The sequence below is a fragment of the Candidatus Polarisedimenticolia bacterium genome (assembly GCA_036001465.1).
Classification (GTDB): domain Bacteria; phylum Acidobacteriota; class Polarisedimenticolia; order Gp22-AA2; family Gp22-AA2; genus Gp22-AA3.
The window spans coordinates 1-4,174 of sequence record DASYUH010000054.1 but is presented as its reverse complement, the minus strand read 5'-3'; the positions used below and the strand labels follow the sequence as shown (position 1 = coordinate 4,174).

Here is a 4,174-nt window from a genome sequence, read left to right as displayed (position 1 = left end):
GTTTAGTGCAGCGGCCCCGCGATCTGAATTGCTAATGTCGCGATTTTTCAAGGCGACGAGTGCGGCATCACTTTTGCCTAACAGACTACCGTGAGCCCTCTTCTCGTCGTCGTCGCACGGACAGACGTAAACCGGTACGAGCGGCGGCAGCGGGAGTGCCCAACTTCGCTTTCATCGACGGCCACAACCTCCACCTCGGCATCAAGGACCTCAGGTGGATTGGAGACGCTTCCGCATCTACCTCGGCGAGCACTATGGAAAGATGCCAAGAGGAAGATCGAATACAAAAGCTGAAGGGGCACCCCTTCAGGACAGAACCTGAAAGCGTCCTCGTGATCCTGCACGTCAGCATACCGTCAACGTTGCTTTGTCAAGGACGGTGGCTGCTTTTTCCTTTCTTGACTTCAGCCACGAGTATACTTTCCCATTCGTAGAACCCCGAATGCCGGATGGACGTCCGGGTGTGAAAAAAATTAAGCGGGGGAGACTTAGAGGCCCTCCTCTTCGATCGCTTGAAAGGCTCGTCGTTTGGCCGAAGAGGCTCCGTTCCTGCCTCATCGGGGTCGGCGTCGTAATCCCCCTCATGCCGCCACCGCCGACTCGCCATTTCGAGCAGGAGAGAACGTGCTGATGGGACGAAAGGTTCCCCGCCGCACGGGATCAACGCCGAAGCGCCAGACCAAGCCTTTGCCAGGGGAGCCCTCGCCGCCGGAATCTCCGCACGCCGACGTTCCATCGGAGCCATCAGAGAGAACCGCGTTCCCGATCGTCGGGATCGGCGCCTCCGCCGGCGGCCTGGAGGCCTTCAGCCAGCTTCTAAGAGAACTCCCCACCGACACCGGCATGGCGTTCGTCCTAGTTCAGCACCTGGACCCCAAGCACGAGAGCCAGTTGCCCGAGGTCCTGTCCAGGACTACGGCGATGCCCGTCGTCGCGGTCACCGACCGCCTGCGCGCGGAGCCGGACCACGTCTACGTGATCCCCCCGAACGCCGATATGACGATCGGCGGCGGCACCTTCGCGCTCACCTCCCGCGTCACGGGCGATCGCCACGCGCCGATCGACCACTTCTTCCGCTCGCTCGCGCAAGAGTTGGAAGGCCGCGCGATCGGCCTGGTCCTGTCGGGGACCGGGACGGACGGCACCCTCGGCCTCCGGGCGATCAAGGCGGAGGGCGGCATCACGTTCGTCCAGGACGAGAAATCCGCGAAGTACCCCGGCATGCCCCAGAGCGCGGCCGCGGTCGCCGACTTCGTGCTGCCCCCCGCGGGCATCGCCCGCGAGCTGGCGCGGATCGCTGGCCACCCCTACGTGAACCATGCCGTGCTGTCTGCGGCCGCTCCAGACGAGCCAGAAGGCGGGGGCGATGTCAGCGCCGTCCTCCGTGTCCTGCGCACCGCCACCGGCGTCGATTTCGCGCAGTACAAGCCGGCCAGCGTCCGGCGCCGGATCGCCCGCCGCATGCTCCTGCAGAAGATCGACGACATGGGGGCGTATGTCCGGCACCTCCGGGAGACGCCCGGCGAAGCGCAGGCCCTGCACGACGACATCCTCATCCAGGTAACGGAGTTCTTCCGGGACCCGGAAGGGTTCGAAGCGCTGAGGCGGAGCGTGTTCCCGAGCCTCGTGAAGGAGCTGGCCGCCGACGAGCCCATCCGGATCTGGGTGCCGGGCTGCGCCACCGGCGAAGAGGCGTACTCGCTCGTGATCTCACTGCTGGAGTTCCTCGGGCAGTCGGACCACCACCTGGCGATCCAGATGTTCGGCACCGACCTCAGCACCGCCGCGGTGACCCGGGCCCGGGCCGGGACGTTCCCCGCGGGCATCGAGAACGAGGTCTCCCCCGAGCGGCTGCAGCGGTTCTTCGTCAAGACGGACGGGCGCTATCAGATCAGCAAGGCGATCCGGGACGTCTGCGTCTTCGCGCAGCAGGACCTGACTCGGGATCCGCCGTTCTCGAAACTCAACCTGATCAGCTGCTGCAACGTGCTGATCTATCTCAGCGCCGCGTTGCAGGAGCGCGTCCTCCCGGTCTTCCACTACGCGCTCAAGCCCACCGGCTTCCTGAAGCTCGGTCCCTCTGAGAGCGTCGGCCGGTTTACGAACCTCTTCTCGGCCGTCGACAAGAAGCACAAGATCTACGCGCGGAAGCCGGGGCTGTCGGCCCACCTCGGCTTCCCACTCACCGCAGGCGACCGGGTTGCCGCGCGGGCCGGCGCGCAGCAGGAGGCGGGCTGGAGCGCAGCGGCGATCGAGAAGGAGGCCGACCGCCTCATCCTGGGGCGGTATGCGCCGGCTGGCGTCGTGGTGACCGCCGACATGGAGATCGTGCAGTTCCGCGGTAAGACCGGCCCCTACCTCGAGGCGACGCCGGGGGCGGCGAGCCTCAACCTCTTCAAGATGGCGCGAGAAGGCCTGGGCTCCGGGCTCCGCCAGGCCGTCCAGCGGGCGGCCAAGGACGGTGGCCCGGTGAAGATGGAGGGGCTGCGGGTCAAGACGAACGGCGTGAGCAGGGGGGTCAGCCTCGAGGTGATCCCGATCGGGCCCGCGGAAAGGGCGGAAGGCCGCCACCATCTGATCCTGTTCGTCGAGGCGCGCCCTCCCGTGCCACCGAAACCGGCGCGGGAGCGGGAGCCTCGACCGAAGACGGCTGTCGAGCGCCAAGTGGCCCAGCTCACCCAGGAGCTGGCCGACGCGCACCAGCATCTGCAGTCCATCAGCGAAGAGCACGAGGCGGCCATGGAGGAGCTCCGCGCCGCCGCCGAGGAGGCGCAGTCGAGCAACGAGGAGCTGCAGAGCACGAACGAAGAGCTGGACACCGCCAAGGAGGAGCTGCAGGCGACCAACGAAGAGCTGACCACCGTGAACGACGAGCTGAACAGCCGGAACCTCGAGCTGGGCCAGCTCAGCAGCGACCTCGGCAACCTGCTCATGAGCACCCATGTCCCGATCATCATGGTGGGGTCCGATCTCCGCGTCCGTCGCATGACGCAGGTTACGGAATGGGCCCTCAACGTGGCCCCGGGCGACGTCGGGCGGCCGATCGGGGATCTCAGGCTCAGCGTCGAGGTCCCTGAGTTGGAAGCGCTGCTCAGGGGAGTGATCGAGACCCTGACCGTCCAGGAACGCGAGGTCCAGGCCCGGGATGGCCACTGGTATTCGGTGCGGGTGCGGCCGTACCGGACCACGGACAACAAGATCGATGGCGCGGTGATCTCGTTCATCGACATCGACGCCCTCAAGAGCGCCCTCGATCAGGTGCGGGCGGGGCGTGACCAGGCCCAGGCCATCGTCGAGACGGTGCGCGAGCCGCTCGTGATCCTCGATGCCGACCTCCGCGTGGTGACAGCGAACCGGTCGTTCTACGAGACCTTCCAGGTGGCGGCGCCCGAGACGGAGGGGCGACTGATCTTCGACCTCGGGACCCGCCAGTGGGACATCCCTCGGCTTCGGCATCTGCTGGAGGAGATCCTGCCGCAGGACACCATGCTCGAGGACTTCAAGGTCGAGTACGACTTCGCGTCGATCGGCCGGCGAGCGATGCTGCTCAACGCCCGCCGTGTGCTCCCGGCGGCCGGCCAGCCGGCCCTGATCCTCCTGGCCATCGAAGACGTCAAGAAGGCGAAGCAACTGGAAGAAGAGAAGGAGCTGCGATCCATGCTTGCGGAGAGGGTCGCGGACCTCGAGAAGTTCCATGACGCCACGGTCGATCGCGAGCTAAAAATGATTGAGCTGAGAAAGGAGAATGAAGAACTCAAACAGAAACTCATCGGACTCCAAGCAGGAGAGTCTTCAGGCTCTCACACCTAACGATGTTGTTGGAACAACCGGACGGCCTCGAGGTCGCTTGCAGCCGTGAGGAGGTCATGACCATGACCGACCAGCAGGGCTTGAAGTAGGTCACGGGTCAGCCGTTCATCATAGACCACCAGCGGCCTATCGCCTGGACCGCCGGGACTGAGGCGGGTACAATCCGCCTCGCATGCCGACCCGGTGGGACGCGTCTCGCACCGCGCTAGCGTCGATCGCCGAGGCGGTCGGGCGCACGCCGCTCGTCAGACTGAATCGCGTGGCCGCCGACGTCCGGCCGGAGGTCTTGCTGAAGCTCGAGTGGTACGGCCCCACCGGCAGCCTCAAAGACCGGATCTACCTGCACATGTTCGAGCGCGCCGAG

General features: G+C 65.8%; 2 protein-coding genes. Both read left to right on the top strand.

Annotation, left to right across the window (positions count from 1 at the left end; all coding sequences use genetic code 11):
- Nucleotides 1-630 precede the first annotated feature (630 nt).
- Nucleotides 631-3,810, top strand: coding sequence for a chemotaxis protein CheB (locus tag VGV60_10790; protein ID HEV8701745.1), 3,180 nt, complete (start codon nucleotides 631-633; stop codon nucleotides 3,808-3,810).
- A gap of 172 nt (nucleotides 3,811-3,982) precedes the next feature.
- Nucleotides 3,983-4,174, top strand: a 192-nt coding sequence (locus VGV60_10785) for a pyridoxal-phosphate dependent enzyme (protein HEV8701744.1), incomplete at its 3' end; no start/stop codon positions are given.